Here is a 16498-nt window from a genome sequence, read left to right as displayed (position 1 = left end):
CAACTCTGATCCTTGGCGTTACAGTCTGCCGATCAGCAGGGACAGTATTCCCGCTGCGATCAGCGGGCCCACCGGTACACCTTTGAACAGGGCAACTCCGAGCACTGTACCGATCAGGAGACCGGCTACGACCGTGGGCTGGCTGCCCATCAGCGTTGCGCCCCGGCCGCCCAAATAGGCGACCAGGATGCCGATGCCGATGGCGGCCAGCGATTTCCAGTGCAGGAAGGACTGGCCCACGACCTGCAGGGTTATTTTGCCGCTGGCCAGCGGCGTCATCACGCCGATGGTGAGAATGATGATGCCCAGGGTCAGGCCATTTTTCTCCAGCCAGGGGAAGGCTTGATGAAGTCCAAGCACTCTGAGCAGCAGCAGGACTACCATGGCAATCGTTACAGGTGAATTACTGCTGATAATGCCCAGTGCTGCGAGTCCAAGCAGCAGCAACGAGGTGATGTCCATGACTTGTATTCAGCTCCTTGCTTCGGGAAGAAGCGATTGGGTTCTGATATGATCGGCAATCAGCTTGCCGTGTCCGCGTCCGGTCTCGATAAAGACTTCATTGGCATTGCGTCCCGAAGCGATTACACCGGCCACATAGAGGCCCGGAATGTTGCTCTCCATGGTGGACGGGTTAAAGGCGGGTTTGTCCATCTCGTCATCCATGACAACACCGGCAGAGGCAAGCAAGGCGCGGCTTGGACGGAAACCCGTCAGTGCCAGGACAAAATCATTGTCAAGCCACACGGATTCGCCGCCGGACTTGTCAACCTTTACGGAGTCGGGGGTGATTTCTGTTACACGGGATTCCAGGTGGAGGTTTATTTTTTCTTTCAGCACCATGCTTTCAAAGATAGGCCGTACCCATGGCTTTATATTCTCCGAAATACTGGCTCCTCTATACACCATGTCCACAGCTGCGCCGACACGCACAAGCTCCAGCGCTGCATCAACGGCAGAGTTGCTGCCTCCGATAACGGTAACCTTCATGCCGGTATAAGGATGGGCTTCTCCGAAATAATGGGTGACTTTGGGCAATTCCTCGCCGGGAATACCGATCAGATTGGGCTGGTCAAAATATCCCGTGGCGATCACTACGTTGGCAGCCTGACGGGTCTGCTGTGCTCCCCGCTTATTCGTGGTATGTACCGCAAACGTTCCGTCTGTCAGACGTTCAACTGTCTGGACCTCCTCATAGGCGGCAATCTCCAGCTTGTGCTGCGCTGCAGCACGCCGGTAATACACGAGGGCCTCATGCCGGTAAGGCTTTTCGTTGGGTGAGGTAAAGGGAACACCGCCGATTTCAAGCAGCTCCGCCGTGCTGAAAAATTGCATATTGGTCGGATACAAATAAATGGAGTGAACGATAAAGCTTTTTTCAATAATGAGACTGGAGAGCCCCTGGCGCTGGCATTCGATGGCTGCCGACAGTCCGCAAGGACCGGCTCCAATGATAATTACGTCTTTCAAGCTGATAACCTCCTGAGCATTCCTCTCAATTTTGCTTAAATAGTGCTCCAATAATCCTACTCCAAATTCAGGACTTTTTCCATAAGGACCTGGTCCGGGAAGCTGAACTCCTTCCTAGATGGTTGCCTTTCGAACTTAAAATAATGTATAATTAGATATATATCTAAGTACTACCGAGGAGTGAGCCCCCGTGCAGCTTGATAAAATTGTGAACTACCATAAGGCATTAGCGGACCCGACCCGGCTGCGGATGCTGCTGTTATTGTCCCAGGGCGAATTGCACGGACATGCGTTGGCGGATAAACTGAATCTGTCTCAGCCCACCGTTACACATCATGCCGCAAAGTTGCGTGAAGCGGCACTGATTAAGGAGCGGCGTGACAAGAACACGGTATATTTCAAGCTGAACCCCGAGTTTATCCGCGCGAATGCGGAGGCCTCATTACAGCTTATTTTCGCCAAAGGAGCTGAGAATATGGAGAATGAATCCCCTGAGCATAGCCTGAAGGAATCGGTGCTCAGCAATTTTTTTGCCAAAGATGGCCGTTTACGGCAAATTCCTGCCCAATACAAGAAGAAACTGATCGCCTTGCAGTATATCGTAGAGAAGCTGGAGCCCGGCGTAGTTTATTCAGAGAAAGAGATCAATGACTTCATCAAACGTTTTCATGATGATTTTGCGACAATCCGCCGTGAGTTTATTATGCATCAGTTTATGTACCGGGAGAACGGCCAATACGAGCTGAATCCGCCAGAGATGTGGACGCGATGGGATTATGTCAAATAATGGACGTATAAATGCTAACGTTGTGTGACAATTGACAAGAGCACTGATTAGTTTTGCGGAAATTGCATAAAATGGAATTGTAAGCGTTGACTGACAAATGCCCCGAGAGGAGATGTTCAGTATGATCTTTAAACGCGCCAAGAAATATCCGGAATCCGATCATGTCACTGTTACTTTGCCGCAGGTCAGGCAGGCTGTCAGACAATTTGAAGAGGAAATGCCGCATCCAATTAACCGGACTGTTTTGATACAAGAGGATAAAAGCATTGACCTCACAAGATTAAAACGGTATTTGGGTGGCGTTCCCCGGCAAAAATTCTATATGTCACGCGAAACGTACGAAATATTCGAGGAAGCCGACAAACTGGTCCCTTATTATCTGGATTTGGTTCAATCGGCAGTGGACAATTATATCAGCGATACCGGTAAACTGCCTTTGATTGAGGATGCCTGGCTCCCTGAGGTGCATTACCGGCTGTTGTCCGCCGAGAGCTACCTGAAGGAAACGCCGCCTTTCCCGTTATATATTACGGATGAAGAAATGATGCTGACACACCGTCCGGAGCATTTTAAAAGCTGAAGAAGGATAGCGGAGTTTCTGTTTTGGCAGGGTCTTTCCTTAGTACTTTACGTCATAGTACAATGAACTCCTGGGTGATGATAGAAATCAAGCACATAAGGGGAATCATTACATGAGTAAAGTACGGGCTTTGCTGTTCGATTTGGACAATACATTAATGGATCGCGACCACACCTTCCACAGCTTTTGCACACAATTTGTAGCGGACTTCCTGGGGCATACGGAGCCGGATGAGGCACAGGCCCTTATCGAGGATATCATTGTACGGGACAAGGACGGCTACCGGGATAAAGACGGCTTTTTTGCCGAGCTGAGTGAGGTATTGCCCTGGAAGACACCGGTAACGGCGGCGGAGATCCGCAGCTATTACGATAAAAGCTATTTTGATCATGGTGCATTGATGAAGGGTGCCGAAGACATATTGAAATACTGTCAGGAGCGTGGCTATATACTGGGTCTGGTTACGAACGGCAGAGAAGAAATCCAGTCCGGCAAAATCGATCGGCTCAGCCTGCGCGGCTACTTCAAGGCGATTGTGATCTCCGGAGAAGCCGGGATCAGCAAGCCGGACCCGGCAATCTACCAGCTTGCACTGACGCGGCTGGGATTTACTGCCGAGCAGACCTTGTTCATCGGTGATCATCCGGTGAATGATATCTGGGGAGCGTCCCGGGCGGGTATGGATACGATCTGGCTCCGGCGCAACCATCCATGGGACACTGCTTTGGGTGAACAGCCAAGGAAGATCATTGATGATCTTCATGAGCTGAAGCACATTATATAGGAGTTTGAAGATTATGGGTTGACATTACCAGTTAATGGCGTTTATGATATGAAGCATATTAGTTCGGAAGGAGACGATGTTATATGACAGTTTATATTGTTTTGTTGATGACTGCTCAGGATACGTGTCTTCCGGGATTTGCGGCTGCTGCTTCAATATAAGCGCAGTTTAGCAAGTACGCTCTATGATGTCTATTAGAGCCGCGGGAACCGTATCGGTTCCGGCGGCTTTTTGGTGCGAACGTTAGCTTTCTCCTAACCTTGTTGACAGGGGAATCTGTGTTTACCGCCGCCGGAATCTGTGAATTCCGGCGGTTTTTTGCGTACCCGGAAAAGGAAAACAACTACAGATTTCAGGAGGAAGCAAATGACGATTACGCAATATGGATGGAATGAAAATTGGAATAAAAAATGGCAGGAGAACGGAGTGGGAGCGGAAGAGAAAAACTATGTACCCGGGAGAATTGTCGGCGATTTTGGCAGCAAATACCGGGTCATTACGGAGACGGGAGAGACCTGGGGAGAGCTGGCCGGCAAGCTGAGACACAGCTTGGGAGCCTCCGGTGACTATCCGGCAATCGGCGACTGGGTGGTACTGGCGATGCTGGACGGGGGAGCGCATGCTGTCATTCATGGCCTGCTGCCCCGGCAAAGTGTGATTTCACGCAAGGCGGCCGGGAATCCGCCAGAAGAACAAATTGTGGCTTCCAATGTGGATACCTTATTTTTGGTCAGTGCCTTAAACGATGATTTTAACGTGCGCAGAATGGAAAGATATCTGATTATGGCCTGGAACAGCGGTGCTAATCCTGTCATTCTGCTGACCAAGGCAGACCTGTGCGACGACGCGGACAGCAAGATTGCCGAAATGGAGCGTTCTGCGCCAGGTGTCCCCATTTATGCAGTAAGCGCTTTGCGCGGTGAGGGCCGAGAAGAGCTGGTGCCTTACATCGGCAGCGGTCAGACGGTAGCTTTGACGGGTTCGTCGGGCTGCGGCAAATCAACGATGGTCAACTGGCTGTGCGGCAGGAATCTGCAGCTGACCCAGGATATCCGGGAAGGCGACAGCCGGGGAAGGCATACGACTACACACCGTGAGCTGTTCATCATGCCGGACGGCGGCATTATTGTCGATACACCCGGAATGCGCGAGCTGCAGCTCTGGGAGGATGAGGGTGGGCTTGAATTGGCTTTTGGGGATATCAGCGAGCTTGCCTCCAGCTGCCGCTTCAACAATTGCAGTCATGAACTTGAAGAAGGCTGCGCCGTACTTGCGGCCGTTAGCAGCGGTGAGCTTGAAGAAAAACGGCTGCTCAATTACCGCAAAACCCAACGGGAGCTCCGCTACCAGAACACGAAGGAGAATAAAGCTAAACGCAAAACGGCAGCGGCATCCGCCAAAGCCAGTCCGTCACGCTCAAGAGGCGGCTGGCGCAAAGAATTGGATGAATATTAATCAGCCTGCACAGTAATCCTGTGCAGCAAGCAAAAAGTGCCCCACAGCCATATGGCTGATGAGGCACTTTTTTATATAAATAAAAGTCCGGCTGATCGTGTAATTAGAACGATACCGCTTCGGATTTAGCCAGTTGCAGGCCTTTTTCGATGATTTCTGCGGATTGAGCCGGCAGTTGGTTGTGGCCCTCGATGATAACTTGTGTAATATCTTCGAAGCCCCAGAAGTTCAGCATGCCAAGTACGAAGTTAACGGCCATTTCTGCACTTGCAGCAGGGCCTTCGGAGTAGATACCGCCACGGGCGTTTAGTACTGCTACTTTTTTACCTTTAACCAGACCTACAGGGCCTTCAGCGGTGTATTGGAACGTTCTGCCAGCTTGGCTCAGGTAGTCAATGTAAGTGTGCAGTACAGCAGGAACACTCAGGTTCCACAGCGGGAAGGCGAAAACGACTTTATCGGCAGCCAGGAACTGCTCCAAATATTTGTTTACCAGTGCGGCACCTTCAGCTTCTTCTGGCGTAGCTTCGTAGCCTTGTGCAGCTTTGTACATACCTGTGATCAGTGTATTATCGTAGTATGGAAGGTTCTCTGCGAACAGATCCAGTTCAGTGACAGTGTCTTGCGGGTGGGATTCTTTGTAGCTGCCCAGGAACTCGTTGTATAGTTTAACACTTACAGATTGATCAGCTGGACGGTTGTTTGCTTTAATAAAAAGAACATTAGACATTATTATTTCCCCTTAAATTTAAATTTGATACTAACTATATTTAATATAGCATTGGTCATTTAGTTTGTAAACTACTTTGTTTGGAATGTCATTTTATTTTTATTTTTTTCATTGAAATACCATATCTTTGGTGATGGTCTCTTAATAGGAGCTGAGCTGAGCTGATCTATATCTGTTTGAAGAAACCCGGCTCAGGTTAAATAGGAGGTACAAGCAAATAGGGAAACATTTCCTGTCAGCGGCCCAGAGGAAAGTGAAATGAATAAAAAGGAGCGATGGACATGTCCATTGACCGGTTTATCATTAAGAAATTGGACAACTGTCATGAGGAACGCACACGTCTGAATTTAGTGAAGCTGTTCAAGCTTCGTATCCAAAAAGCCGAAAAGGCGGAAAAAGGCAGCCCCAAAACAGGCTGAATTCTCTTACATTCAACAATGAGAGCACATAGAACGTAGGCATATTTCCTGACCAGAGGGAGTATGCTTTTTTTATTGTTTAGGAAATGATGCAATGCCAAAGATGTGGATATCTTGGAAGCTTCAGTTCCATATAGCGGTGCAGGAGGATTGGGCTCCATTAGCGGAGTGAAGCGGACAGAGAAGACCCTATTTTGCGAAAAAGCCTGCTTTCCTGGGGGATTCGGACTCAGGAGCTGTTATATCGTTCGATTGAGCCTGGAATGAGGGGAGATAGGACAACTAGCGGAATCTCTGTCCGTTTATCCTGCTGAATAGACGAATCCTCCCCAATAAGGGATTTCCAGTCCGCATCAGCTGTGGATAGATCGTGAAGGGGACCTCATCTTGCCTATTGAACAACAATCCGGGCCTCGTAAGCTCCGAGTTGTTTTTTATGAGTTGTTATTCACCTTAGGGTGATTTTGTTCTTTCCGCACAAAAAAAACTACCCCTCTAATTAATAGAGGGATAGTGCCAATGAATCATTTTCACTGTAACTGTGCAATATAGCTTCAGAGCCTTTAATTTCGATACTAATCAAGGAGTTCAAGCATTTCTTGAGCGCACTCTTTCCCTTTTGAATCTTAAGTTCCAAGGTACTGTTCAGTAAGCGAATCACTTTTTGAGTAGGCTGTTTATTTTCTGTTGTGAAATACACAGGTACAAGTTTGTTCTGAAATGATATAACCATTCTCATACGAAATCACCTCGCTATAAGTATTTCATGGTATAGATCATAACGCTTCTTTCTTAATTTTACCTTAAAATTAGCTTATGATAACATAAAGATTACTGGTTATTTGATCAATGAAGCTTTTACATAGCTGAAAATTTGGAAGCACGCAGTATTTTGGGAAGGACTCGATGATGTGAATGATAATGATGAGGTGTCCTTGGCGAATTTTCTGTTCCCTGATGTTGAAAGCGATACGGATTTGGCACAAAGCTTGGGATCAGTGGCGGATTCGCACAAGGCCTGCCGATTACAATGGATTGAAAGTGAGGATAGTCAGGATGTTCTGCTGCGGGTACATAACGACCGCATTCAGGTAACTTATACCCCTTTAACAGCTGCTTCGATCCCGTATGAGCTGAAACAGCCGGAAGAGCTGGTGAGGATGTGCCGCCAGCTCTTCCGCAGCTTTGAACCACAGGAGTCCATGACGGCTGTGCTTCCTTCATTACAACTCTCCAAACGGCTGTATCTGAACCTGAAACGCTGTACCGGGGCAGTGACTTGGAATCAATTGGCCGCCCGTCTTTCGGCTTCGTCCGGAGATTATGAATTTTCCGGCGAAATGGCCAAGGTGATGAAAAGCTGCTCCATGGAAGGTGAGATACGGCTCTGTACCCGGAGCAAAAGCGGGTGGCAATATGATTATGCTGCTTTTATCGGCCATCATGCTTCTATCTGGCTGCTGCGCATGAGCGTTAAAGCGAACGAGGACTGGCTGGTCGCCGTTCCCTTAAGCCGGGGGCAGCTCTGCGCGATCATTACCGAATGGGCGTTACATCCTGCTGAAGTGCCAAATACGGAATAATTGACCGATACATCTTGTCGCCGGTATCCAATTCGCAAGGGAGATTGTCTCAAAAGCCATGAAAGGGCTGCCGGGGCATCTCCCTTATTTTGATTCTCTGCACAAAGCCGATCCTCCGATTCTTAACCTTTCCTGGGACTCACGCATATCCTGAAACAGGGGCACTGACCCGGAGGAAAGGAGAATGAAAAATGAATAGCAGAAAGAAGCTGTCGCTGCCCTTAATTGTCATTTTGCTGTGCTGTTCAGTGCTTGCGGGCTGCGGCGGCAACTCGGCAGGAGTCAAAGTGAAGATTGGAGAGGTCACCCGCTCCGTCTTTTATGCGCCCCAGTATGTGGCTTTATCTCAAAATTTCTTTAAGGATGAGGGGCTGGAAGTAGAGCTGCAGACCATTCCGGGCGGGGATAAAACGATGACCGCACTGCTCTCAGGTGCGATTGATGTCGCCTTGGTAGGCTCGGAAACCTCCATTTATGTAGCGCAGCAGGGGGCAGACGATCCTGTGATTAATTTTGCCCAGCTTACCCAGAGAGATGGCACTTTTCTCTTTGCACGTACACCGGGCGCTTCATTCAGCTGGGAGCAGGTCAGGAATTCCACATTTCTTGGCCAGCGAAAAGGCGGGATGCCGCAGATGGCCGGAGCGTTTGCCCTTGCCAAAAAAGGAATCGACCCCGCTACCGATATCACGCTGATCCAAAATATCGACTTCGCAAACATCGCCGGCGCGTTTGCTTCCGGAACCGGAGATTATGTGCAGCTGTTTGAACCGCAGGCCTCCATTTTTGAACGTGAAGGCCGGGGGAAGGTTGTGGCTTCGTTTGGTGTGGAGAGCGGATATTTGCCGTACACCGTGTTTATGTCCAAGAAGAGCTATATCGGCAAAAACGGGGATACCGTCCAAAAATTTACCAATGCCATCCTGCGGGCCCAGGAGTGGGTAGAGAGTCACACGCCGGAGGAGATCGCCGATGCCATCCTTCCTTATTTTGATAAAACAGACCGTGATATTGTGGTATCTGCCGTCCGGCGTTACCAAGAGCAGGATACCTATGCGGTTCATCCGGTGATTGACGATAAAGAGTGGAACAATCTGCTGGATGTGATGGAGAATGCAGGCGAGCTGAAGGAACGGGTTCCGGCGGGACAGATCGTAGATAACAGCTTTGCCGAGCAAGCTAAGAAGAACGTGAAGGATGCTGCTGTACAGTAAAGTGCATGATGCCGCCACGTCTGGCGGTGCATTTTTTGAAGGAGGGTCTGACATGCTTCCAGTAGTGCAGTTAAAGGGAGTGACGCATGCTTACCTGGGCGACAATGAAGCTTCCCTGGCCATCGAGGATATGAATCTCAGCATTGATAAGGGGGAATTCGTCAGCCTGGTCGGTCCCAGCGGCTGCGGCAAAACTACTCTGCTCTCGATTATCGCTGGACTGCTGCAGCCTTCGCTTGGCGAAGTCACTGTGAACGGGAAACGGATCGAGGGTCCTTCGCCGCAGGTGGGTTATATGCTGCAGCAGGATTATCTGTTCCCCTGGCGCAATATTCTGGACAATGCCGCTCTGGGGCTGGAGCTGACCGGCAATTTAAACGAAGAAACCAGGCTGAAAACGGTGGATCTATTAAACGAAATGGGGCTTGCGGGTAAAAGTGAGGCCTATCCCGCCCAGCTGTCGGGGGGCATGAGGCAGCGAGTGGCGCTGGTCCGGACCCTGGTTACCAATCCCGGTCTGCTGCTGCTGGATGAACCCTTCTCTGCGCTGGATTATCAGATCAAGCTGCAGCTTGAAGATCTGGTATCCGAGACGCTCCGGCACCGCGGCACCACCGCCATCCTGGTAACTCATGATCTGTCTGAAGCGATTGCGGTCAGCAGCCGGGTCATTCTGCTGGAACGGAATCCCGGCCGAATCCGCAAAGTTTTTACGGTACCGGACAAAATCCGCAATTCGCCCCCTTTATATGCCCGCGATCAAACCGGATTTACCGAGCTTTTTCATGAAATATGGAAGGAAATGGAGCTTGCTGGAAGTAAATAGAGCAACTGTTGTACTACTATAGGAGGGAGCGATATATGGAACAATTAGAACAGGCCGGGAGATCCGCTTCCCGTGTCCAGTGGCTGGGACAGATGTTTGGTGAATACAAAAAACAGAAGCGGCGGCGGCGAAACCAGGTCATTGCTGTACGCAGCACTCTGCTGCTGTTGTTCTTTGTTCTGTGGGAGACGGGGGCGAGACTGGGCTGGATCGATGAACTGCTCTTCAGTTATCCGACGAAGGTCTTTCGGCAAATCTGGGGAGACATGGTCAGCGGCAGTATTTGGCCCCATGTGGGCATGACGGTCTCCGAGACGGCGGCCGGATTCGTGCTGGGGACGCTGCTCGGAACAGTGCTGGCGGTTTTGATCTGGTGGTCGCCTTTTTTATCCGCAGTGCTTGATCCGTATATGGTTGTATTCAACAGTATGCCCAAGGTTGCATTGGGGCCGATATTTATCGTTATGTTCGGGGCCGGCTTTACAGCGATTGTGGTAACAACCTTATCCATTACGGTGATTATAACCACCCTTGTCGTCTATAACAGCTTTTGCAGCGTGGACCCCAATCTGGTAAAAGTCGTACGTTCCTTTGGAGCGACCAAAACACAGGTCTTTTTTAAAGTCATCCTCCCGTCGTCGTTTCCCACTGTAGTCTCCACGCTGAAAGTAAACGTCGGCATGTCCTGGGTGGGCGTGATCGTCGGTGAGTTCCTGGTTGCCAAATCGGGTCTGGGTTATTTGATCATTTACGGGTTTCAGGTATTCAACTTCACTCTGGTCATGTCCAGTCTGCTGATCATTGCAGCCGTTGCCACCGCCATGTATCAAATGGTTGTGTATCTGGAAAAGCTGTTGTTGTCGAGAAGATGAGATTCATGTCATATTGTGCCGTACCGGAAAATCTTGTACCATGACTATATCTTCACCTAAGTTACAGGCATGAATCTTGCATCACTTTCAAGGAGAGGTATTTTCATGGGATTTCGTATCATCAAAACAGCGGCAGCCACGCTGTTGTCCATTCTGCTGGCGGCTGCTGCAGGCATACCCAATGCACAAAGCGCGGGGCTGCTGGCCATTCTGGGTGTGGAAGTGACCCGCAAAAGGAGTCTCCGAACGATAACGGCGCGTTTTCTTGCCTCGCTCGTGGGACTCTTTTTTGGCTGTATTTTATTCTGGCTGTTCGGTTTTCATTATTGGGTCCTGGGACTTTATGTACTGTTTGGTTTTCCGCTCATTGTGCGTTCCGGCTATAAGGAAGGGATTGTTACAAGTTCGGTTATTGTATTTAAAGTGTTTGGACAAGCCGAGATTACGCCTTTTGTCCTATTTCAGCAAATTGAGCTTCTGGTGATTGGACTTGGCTCCGCAGGACTCGTAAACTTGATCTATATGCCGCAGGCAGAAGGTGTGATTTCAGCCATCCGCAAGGAAGTGGACGGATATTTCTCGGTGGTCTTCACCCAGATGGCCCGTACGCTTCGTGATCCGGCTTATGTCTGGGACGGCAAGGAGCTGATCGGGGCCGATCAGGCGGTCAAGCAGGGCCTGGCTGCGGCCTCGCGGGAAATGGAGAACCATGTGATTCATCCCGACGAAGCGTGGAATGTGTATTTTTATATGCGAAAGGAACAGCTGGAATCCATACAGAATATGCTGCAGCTGTTGTCCCAGGTCTACCGTCAGCTCCCGCATGGCGAAATGGTCGCTGAGCTGTTCGATCAGCTTAGCGGTGATGTATTGGCCCATGAATACACAGGGCGTACCGAGAAACTGCTGGATGAGCTGGAACAGGAGTTTCAGGAAATGGAGCTGCCGGCATCACGGGAAGAATTTGAAGTGCGCTCGGCCATATTGCAGCTATGCCGTGAACTGGCGCTGTATCTCAAGATTGCCAAACAGCATAAAGCGCCGGTCGGAGCCGGCCCGTTCAAAAAACTGTCCGCCGGGAGGAGTTCATGATTTGAGGGTTTGAAATTAGGAGCAGGTATTAACAATTCTTAACAAAATAACGATAAAATAAGTATGAGATGCAACAGCAAAGGTTACAAATAACAGCAGAAAATTCGCTTTGCTGCGAATTTTTCGCATTGGCAGGTGAGGAGTATGGAGAATAACACGGAGACATTTATCGGTAAACAGCTGGTTTCCAATCTTTTTAATGACAAGGGTGTATTTGTACTGCCGGCAATGACTTTGTTAAGCGCTGAGCACATCCGGTTAATCGGGCAGCATAAGATTGTTCTTGAACCGCATGACGTCATTAAACTGGACAGTGCGGCTTTCTTTCAGATCGCCGTTGACGACTGTACTGCAGCTATGGAAGGCATTTTTGAGCAGATCAAATACAACAAAACCAAACGAGTCCCTATGATCGAGCTCAGGAATGAAGTCATCCCTTTTATTCACCAGGTGACCGAGAAAGGCGATTTCTACGGCATACTGTCTGCACTGCAGACGAAGGATGACTATACATACAGGCATAATGTTGCAGTAGGTATCTTGTCGACGCTGCTTGGCAAGTGGCTCAAATTAAAGCCCGAGGATCTGAGTATGCTCACGATTGCCGCAACGCTGCATGATATTGGAAAGATTATGGTGCCGGCAGAAATACTGACCAAACCCGGACCGCTGACGGACAAAGAATTTCAGGTGATGAAAAAGCATACTACCTACGGATACGAAATGATCAGGGATACCGTGGGCACCAATCATATGCAGGCGCTGGTGGCGCTGCAGCATCATGAACGGATGGACGGCAGCGGCTACCCGTTTGGCGTACTGGGGAACCGGATTACGGATTTCAGCAAAATTGTTGCGGTAACCGATATTTTTCACGCGATGACTTCCGACCGGTACTATCGCCAGGCGGCTCCGCTCTACGAAGTTTTGCTGCAGATGGAGGAAGATGTGTACGGCAAGCTTGACCCTTACATTTGCAGGGTTTTTATTAATAAGTTAATGCAGTCGATGATAGGGAACGAGGCGGAGCTGTCGGATGGACGGACAGGCAGAATTGTTCTGATCCAATCCAATGATCCGCTCCGCCCGCTGGTAAATATCGGGGAGGAATTCATCGACCTCAGCAAGGAAAGATCGCTTGGTATTACGCGGGTACTGCCGCTGTAAGCGCAGATAACTAAGCTGTCGGCAGGGAGATAAGGCACCAGGCCCGGGCCTGTCCATTTTTCGCAATTGGACTCATACCTGAAGCAATTCTGAAATAAAATGAACTATCAGACTTCATCCAAAGACTCCCGGAGGGCTTACCCAAATTTATTTATAGACTAACAATCAACAAATGCCCAGAACCTGCATACACTTGATAGTGAATGATTGTATGGAGGAGGTTCAAAAGATGTCATTAAGCCATAAACGTCAAACAAGGGAGATCATTACGAAGGCAATTTGCGGCAAAGGTCGTAAGTTCTCTACCGCAACCCATACCGTGACTCCGCCACATCATCCGACGAGTATTCTGGGGGCTTGGATTATCAACCACCAATACGAAGCGGTAGCCGCCGGAAACGGAATCGAAGTAATCGGTACCTATGATGTGAACATCTGGTACTCGTACGACAGAAACAAGCAGACCGAGGTAGCCAAGGAAACGGTCTCCTATGTGGAGCTTATTCCACTGTCGTACCTGGACCCGAGGCACCGTGCTTCTACAGTGGAGGTATCTGCGGAGGCAACGCAGGAACCCAACTGTGTAGAGGCGGGGGTATCCCCGGGCGGTGGCAGTGTAACGCTGCGGGTAGAGCGGGAATTTGAGGCGGAACTGATAGCTGAGACTAAAGTCCGCGTGTTCGTCACTGATCAAACCGATGATCTGGAAGACAAGGATTACGATTTCGAAGGCGAGAACTTCGACTACGACGATCTGGACCCTGACGCCCTGGATGATGAGCTGTAAAGGAAGGGGACGCCGCCGCTGACTGCTGTACTTGGGGTTATGCTCCAATATATGTAGAAAGGGCGGCGGCGAAGAGGGCGAATGCCCTCCTTTTTTAATTTTTTTTTTGCACGTGAAGGGCCGGTGGTCCTACCCGGCCGGCAAGCACAGGCAGCAGGCAGCAGGCAGCAGAAACGGTAACGTCCCTGTGACGGAAACCGTTTTTTGCTGTTTATGCGGGATACCGCAAACCGCAATTAGAATACTCCGTCTAATGTTCTACGAACTTAACCAAGCCTCTTCAACTGGAGAAATTCCAGGTATATAGAAAGAACTAAACGGACAGCGTCTGCCAGAAGGGAGGGGGCCGGATGAATGAAGGATTTGAAGCCTATAGCAAACTTTCGTTGGAGCAGTTGGAACGGCGCTTGGAGCGCAGCGGCGTGGTTGCGGCATTGACCTCTGAGAGCAGGCGTACTATCTTGGGGGCGGCTATACCCGATGCCTGTACCCGAAGTTCTTCCCGGCAAAGCCACAGACAACATTATAAAGTCGTCGTTTATAATCTGGCGGCGCTGGAGATTTCCGCCCTGGGTGCCGGTCCAGGCATGAAAGCGGCGGGCGGCAAGGGCGGCTGGCAGCAGCCGGCAGAGGTGTCTGCTTGGGAAGAGTCTGCAGTCGGCTCTGGGCGGAGAGAAAGAGTAGCAGGAGGCTCAAGCAGGAGGATGAATGCGGAAGTCACGGAAGTCACGGAAGTCCAGTCAGACGAAGTGCTTCTTACGAGCTCCACAGAGCCGCTAAGGCGGAGAGGGGCAGCGAAGCTGCTGGAGAGGGTGGCCGTAAGGGCCCTCTACAGCCTGGGTCTGGACAGCGGGGAGGTGCTGCTTGCGGCACTTGGGGAACGCAAATATGCCGTGCAGAGCCTTGCGCCGCTGCGGCAGACGCCCGGCAAGCCGCTGCCGCCCCCTTACGGCCGTGTTGCGCAGGCGCTGGCGCAACGCCTGGCCGCCGAGGAGCCGGGCCGTCCGCGGCTCCTGATGGGCATGGACCCGGAGTTTCTCCTGGTCCGGGAACCCGCTTGCCGCGTCGTGCCTGCGTCGCGGTACCTGCCCCTCACCGGCGTCGCGGGCTGCGACGCCGGGCCTCCGGGAACGCGCGGCGTGTTCCCGGTCGCGGAGCTGCGCCCCAAGCCGCGCGGGGAACCGCGCGCGCTGCTGGCGCAGCTGATGTCCGCCGCGCGCACGGCGGACCGGCTCATCGACCGCTCGCTCCGCTGGCGGGCGGGGGGCATGCCGCTGATGGGCTGGGCCCTCGGCGGCCATCTGCACTTCAGCGGCGTAACGCTGACGGCGCCGCTCCTGCGCGCGCTTGATAACTATCTCGCGCTGCCTATGCTGCTGCTGGAGGACACCCGGGCCGGGGCCAGGCGTCCGCGCTACGGGGTGCTCGGCGATTTCCGCCTGCAGCCGCACGGCGGCTTCGAGTACCGGACCCTGCCGAGCTTCCTGGTCTCCCCTGCGGTAGCCAAAGGCACGGTCCATCTGGCTCACCTGATCGTGAGCCATTACGAAGACCTGCCGCGGCGCCCGCTGGACCGGGAGGACCTGCACGCCGCTTACTACAGCGGCGACAAATCCCTGCTGCGGGCCGCCTTCAGGCCGCTGCCCGCACAACTGCGCGCTCTGCGCGGCTATACACAGGCGGCCCGCTATATCGAGCCGCTGTTTGGCTTCATCGCCGCGGAGCAGACATGGGATGAAGCCCGCGACATCCGGAAATTATGGTGCGGCCGGGATCGAGAATAGCTGCTGGCCGGTACGCTGGGCCGGGGCTTGGCATATCCGCAGGGATCAGGTGTACATCATGGCCCAGTTCCCGATATCCTGGAATCCCAGACGTTTGTAGATGACGCCGGCCTTCGGATTGTCATAGAACAGACATAAGGATTTGCCCTCGTTGAGCACATCGGCACACAGCTGAGCCGCTAGGCGTGTTGCAAGGCCCTGCTGCCTGTAATCGGGGTGGGTGGCTACACCGATCACCATCGCCGAGCGGGAGTTTTCCGCTGTGGTGGAGGCCGTGGCGATGACCTGCCCCTCATGCTCCAGATAATAAGTGCGGCCCGTTCCGCTTTCCAGCGTCTTTTTTAAGCTTTTTCTGGAGCTTTCCCGGTTGCTCTCAAATTCTGTGATTTGGTCTGTAAGCCGGCATACTGCTTCCACCTCATCTACGGTTGCTTTCCGGATGGGAGCCCCGGAGGATACGGCTTCAAGAAGCGGTTTGCTTATATTTTTCAATTCGGCAAAATGCAGCTGCTTTTCTTTGCGAAAGGAGATGGACCGGCTAATTTTATGTACGATGTCGGCAGGTCCGGACAACATGCTGAACTTGGGGTCCTGCGTTATGATTTCTGCAAGGGCCTTTTCCTCAAACGGACCGCCTGCAAAAGGCAGGTAGCTGTCGTAGAAACGGAGCAGACCCGCCTGTATAATCCCGCTTGCGGGATCAATATCTCCCCACAGCTCCATAAAATCCTGTTCAAATCCAAAGTTCTCGACATCCCCGATGATGAACAGATTTAAGGCAGGTTCTGTTAGCAGCAGTTCCATCAGTGCAGCCCTGTCGTTCTCCGTTAACTTGCGAATCATAGTCAGGTTCCTCCCGTTATTATGCTTTTTTAGGTCTAAGTATAAATTTACCGCAGATCAATACAAAGCACATTCTTTTTTTGAAAGTCAGCTTTCTATGGCTCA

Annotated in this window: 18 protein-coding genes; 13 read left to right on the top strand and 5 right to left on the bottom strand. The window is 51.3% G+C overall.

Annotation, left to right across the window (positions count from 1 at the left end; genetic code table 11):
- Positions 1–18 precede the first annotated feature (18 nt).
- Together IEY53_RS03300 and IEY53_RS03295 are read right to left on the bottom strand one after the other, a co-directional pair.
- Entirely contained in the window at positions 19–462 is a 444-nt protein-coding gene (locus IEY53_RS03300) for a DUF441 domain-containing protein (RefSeq protein ID WP_189022163.1), read from the bottom strand.
- A gap of 9 nt (positions 463–471) precedes the next feature.
- Positions 472–1470 carry a YpdA family putative bacillithiol disulfide reductase gene (locus IEY53_RS03295; RefSeq protein ID WP_189022162.1) on the bottom strand — a complete coding sequence of 333 codons (999 nt, stop codon included), beginning with the start codon at positions 1468–1470 and terminating at the stop codon, positions 472–474.
- 190 nt (positions 1471–1660) lie between these two features.
- On the opposite strand from IEY53_RS03295, the gene IEY53_RS03290 reads away from it, so the two are divergent.
- From IEY53_RS03290 to rsgA, 4 genes are all read left to right on the top strand, one after another.
- On the top strand, positions 1661–2257 hold the full coding sequence (locus IEY53_RS03290; protein ID WP_189022161.1) for a DUF2087 domain-containing protein: 597 nt from the start codon (positions 1661–1663) through the stop codon (positions 2255–2257).
- 121 nt (positions 2258–2378) lie between these two features.
- Positions 2379–2837, top strand: coding sequence for a DUF3939 domain-containing protein (locus tag IEY53_RS03285; protein WP_189022160.1), 459 nt, complete (start codon positions 2379–2381; stop codon positions 2835–2837).
- A 112-nt stretch (positions 2838–2949) separates the two neighbouring features.
- Positions 2950–3621, top strand: coding sequence for an HAD family hydrolase (locus tag IEY53_RS03280; protein ID WP_189022159.1), 672 nt, complete (start codon positions 2950–2952; stop codon positions 3619–3621).
- Between the two features lie 366 nt (positions 3622–3987).
- Positions 3988–5076, top strand: a complete 1089-nt coding sequence (gene rsgA, locus IEY53_RS03275; RefSeq protein ID WP_189022158.1) for a ribosome small subunit-dependent GTPase A — start codon at positions 3988–3990, stop codon at positions 5074–5076.
- Positions 5077–5179: 103 nt separating this feature from the next.
- Here rsgA and IEY53_RS03270 read toward each other — a convergent pair whose 3' ends face one another.
- On the bottom strand, positions 5180–5806 hold the full coding sequence (locus tag IEY53_RS03270) for an FMN-dependent NADH-azoreductase (protein WP_189022157.1): 627 nt from the start codon (positions 5804–5806) through the stop codon (positions 5180–5182).
- 281 nt (positions 5807–6087) lie between these two features.
- On the opposite strand from IEY53_RS03270, the gene IEY53_RS03265 reads away from it, so the two are divergent.
- The gene (locus IEY53_RS03265) at positions 6088–6225 is read left to right on the top strand and encodes a hypothetical protein (RefSeq protein ID WP_189022156.1); all 138 of its coding nucleotides are present in this window, start codon (positions 6088–6090) and stop codon (positions 6223–6225) included.
- A gap of 499 nt (positions 6226–6724) precedes the next feature.
- On the opposite strand, the gene IEY53_RS34915 is transcribed toward IEY53_RS03265, so the two are convergent.
- The gene (locus IEY53_RS34915; RefSeq protein WP_229695941.1) at positions 6725–6964 is read right to left on the bottom strand and encodes a hypothetical protein; all 240 of its coding nucleotides are present in this window, start codon (positions 6962–6964) and stop codon (positions 6725–6727) included.
- A gap of 172 nt (positions 6965–7136) precedes the next feature.
- Here IEY53_RS34915 and IEY53_RS03260 point away from each other — a divergent pair, with 172 nt between their 5' ends.
- The 8 genes from IEY53_RS03260 (at position 7137) to IEY53_RS03225 (ending at position 15550) form a co-directional block, all read left to right on the top strand.
- Positions 7137–7808, top strand: a complete 672-nt coding sequence (locus IEY53_RS03260) for a hypothetical protein (RefSeq protein WP_189022155.1) — start codon at positions 7137–7139, stop codon at positions 7806–7808.
- 191 nt (positions 7809–7999) lie between these two features.
- Entirely contained in the window at positions 8000–9022 is a 1023-nt protein-coding gene (locus IEY53_RS03255) for an ABC transporter substrate-binding protein (protein ID WP_189022154.1), read from the top strand.
- Between the two features lie 52 nt (positions 9023–9074).
- Positions 9075–9848 carry an ABC transporter ATP-binding protein gene (locus tag IEY53_RS03250; protein WP_189022153.1) on the top strand — a complete coding sequence of 258 codons (774 nt, stop codon included), beginning with the start codon at positions 9075–9077 and terminating at the stop codon, positions 9846–9848.
- A gap of 92 nt (positions 9849–9940) precedes the next feature.
- On the top strand, positions 9941–10720 hold the full coding sequence (locus tag IEY53_RS03245; protein ID WP_373293787.1) for an ABC transporter permease: 780 nt from the start codon (positions 9941–9943) through the stop codon (positions 10718–10720).
- Positions 10721–10825: 105 nt separating this feature from the next.
- A complete protein-coding gene (locus tag IEY53_RS03240) occupies positions 10826–11812 on the top strand; it encodes an aromatic acid exporter family protein (protein WP_189022151.1) in 987 nt (328 codons plus the stop codon).
- Positions 11813–11956: 144 nt separating this feature from the next.
- A complete protein-coding gene (locus IEY53_RS03235) occupies positions 11957–12979 on the top strand; it encodes an HD-GYP domain-containing protein (protein WP_189022150.1) in 1023 nt (340 codons plus the stop codon).
- Positions 12980–13208: 229 nt separating this feature from the next.
- On the top strand, positions 13209–13766 hold the full coding sequence (locus IEY53_RS03230) for an outer spore coat protein CotE (RefSeq protein ID WP_189022149.1): 558 nt from the start codon (positions 13209–13211) through the stop codon (positions 13764–13766).
- 704 nt (positions 13767–14470) lie between these two features.
- Positions 14471–15550, top strand: coding sequence for a putative amidoligase domain-containing protein (locus IEY53_RS03225; RefSeq protein ID WP_189022148.1), 1080 nt, complete (start codon positions 14471–14473; stop codon positions 15548–15550).
- A 45-nt stretch (positions 15551–15595) separates the two neighbouring features.
- On the opposite strand, the gene IEY53_RS03220 is transcribed toward IEY53_RS03225, so the two are convergent.
- Entirely contained in the window at positions 15596–16393 is a 798-nt protein-coding gene (locus IEY53_RS03220) for a GNAT family N-acetyltransferase (RefSeq protein ID WP_189022147.1), read from the bottom strand.
- Positions 16394–16498: the final 105 nt, after the last annotated feature.

Origin of the sequence: Paenibacillus albidus (genome assembly GCF_014644435.1) — a bacterium.
Taxonomy (GTDB): domain Bacteria; phylum Bacillota; class Bacilli; order Paenibacillales; family Paenibacillaceae; genus Paenibacillus_AQ; species Paenibacillus_AQ albidus.
The sequence above is the reverse complement of the archived record's forward strand: the minus strand, read 5'-3'. Positions and strand labels throughout refer to the sequence as shown.